This is a genomic window from Desulfogranum japonicum DSM 18378 (genome assembly GCF_000429945.1).
GTDB classification, from domain to species: Bacteria; Desulfobacterota; Desulfobulbia; order Desulfobulbales; family Desulfobulbaceae; genus Desulfogranum; species Desulfogranum japonicum.
Window position 1 is genome coordinate 1 of sequence record NZ_AUCV01000126.1, and the last position, 1,247, is coordinate 1,247.

Annotated in this window: 3 protein-coding genes; all 3 read left to right on the plus strand. The window is 38.9% G+C overall.

All coding sequences use genetic code 11. The features are described from left to right. Positions 1 to 46 precede the first annotated feature (46 nt). Genes G493_RS34515 through G493_RS0122715 form a run of 3 tightly spaced genes read left to right on the plus strand, consistent with a single transcriptional unit; the run spans position 47 to position 1,119 of the window. Positions 47 to 226 carry an RHS repeat-associated core domain-containing protein gene (locus tag G493_RS34515; RefSeq protein ID WP_232363820.1) on the plus strand — a complete coding sequence of 60 codons (180 nt, stop codon included), beginning with the start codon at positions 47 to 49 and terminating at the stop codon, positions 224 to 226. Next, positions 223 to 609 (plus strand): RHS repeat-associated core domain-containing protein, encoded by a 387-nt coding sequence (locus G493_RS0122710; protein ID WP_028582192.1) that lies wholly within the window; start codon positions 223 to 225, stop codon positions 607 to 609. The genes G493_RS34515 and G493_RS0122710 overlap by 4 nt, the downstream gene beginning before the upstream one ends. A gap of 48 nt (positions 610 to 657) precedes the next feature. Beyond that, positions 658 to 1,119: a DUF6714 family protein gene (locus G493_RS0122715; protein ID WP_028582193.1), complete on the plus strand. Its 462-nt coding sequence runs from the start codon at positions 658 to 660 to the stop codon at positions 1,117 to 1,119. Positions 1,120 to 1,247 lie beyond the last annotated feature (128 nt).

The window sequence follows — 1,247 nt, forward strand, 5'->3', positions numbered from 1 at the left end:
GCGGGATATACATCACCTGTAACTTCTTGATTTTGTGTAGGCGAAAATCTTCTCCCGACAACCTCCTGGACAGGGCTCCCCTAAATCCGAAACAACCAGGAATAATTTACGTTTTCCTGAGCAGTACTACGACGAAGAGACAGGGAAGTATTACAATTGGCACAGATTTTATGATCCTGAGACGGGGCGGTATCTCTCTGCTGATCCTATTGGGATGGGGGGATGAATCTTTATGCGTATGTTGAAGGTAATCCAGTGAATTGGGTCGATCCAATGGGTTTAGCAGGAGGAAGAGGCCCCAATCATACCTATTCCTTATACAGAAATCCTATAAAATCTATTGAAAACTTTTGGAATCAAATCCAAAGAGAAAATAACCCTAGACACGATGAGAAAAATCGGAACTGGCGTGCGCACACAAATAAATTCATGAAAGATCAAAACTTTAAAGACATAGGTAAAAGTTTACAAGATGAATTAAAAAGGCAAATAGATTGGTGTAGGAAAAAGTTTCAAGCAGATTTCCTTCGCCAGAAGCACCACCCGAGAACTCTCCAAATAGCTCTCGTGAATGTACAAATTGTGAAGAGAGAGCTGCCTCGATTATAATGGGCCTTATATTGTTTATTGTATCCGCCGGTACGGTTGGTGCCTAATATGGATAGAGAAAGACTTATTAGCGAAATCAAAAACTCATTCAGTGGAACATCTCGGCCAGAAATTGACAATATTGTCAAGCACGATTGCCGGGAATGCGACTCACTAAGAGATGATTTTGCAGATTTTGTCTGGAGCAATATCCCTCCAGACATTATAGACAAAAATTTTGACAACTTACCACTGTTAACTGGGGAGGCCTATTATCACTATGTTCCAGCATATATAATAATGGTCATTGAATTAGATGATCCATATTCAACATTAACAGAGTTTTTGATTTATAGTTTTTACTTCCAAGGAGAGCCAACAAAGATAGAAGATTTCATATATAAAAAGAGCCTATTTACTAAAAGACAGGTTGAAGCAGTAAAGTCGTTTTTGAAATATCTTTCAAGTGACCCTAGGTATCGTCATCACCACGAAGACGTCAATCTTGCATTGCAAGAATGGAGTGAATAGTAAAAAGCTGTAATAAACCGAAATAGGACACGAAATCAGGGCAATCGCATGGGTAATAACCTATACTCAAGCAAATAGTCTACTTTCTTTTATCGTCTTAACAGGTTACATAGTTTTCTTCGTCACCC

What these genes read in the sequence shown, in the direction of transcription:
- G493_RS0122710 (WP_028582192.1), top strand. Translation starts at nt 223, where the DNA reads ATGAATCTTTATGCGTATGTTGAAGGTAATCCAGTGAATTGGGTCGAT.
- G493_RS0122715 (WP_028582193.1), top strand. Translation starts at nt 658, where the DNA reads ATGGATAGAGAAAGACTTATTAGCGAAATCAAAAACTCATTCAGTGGA.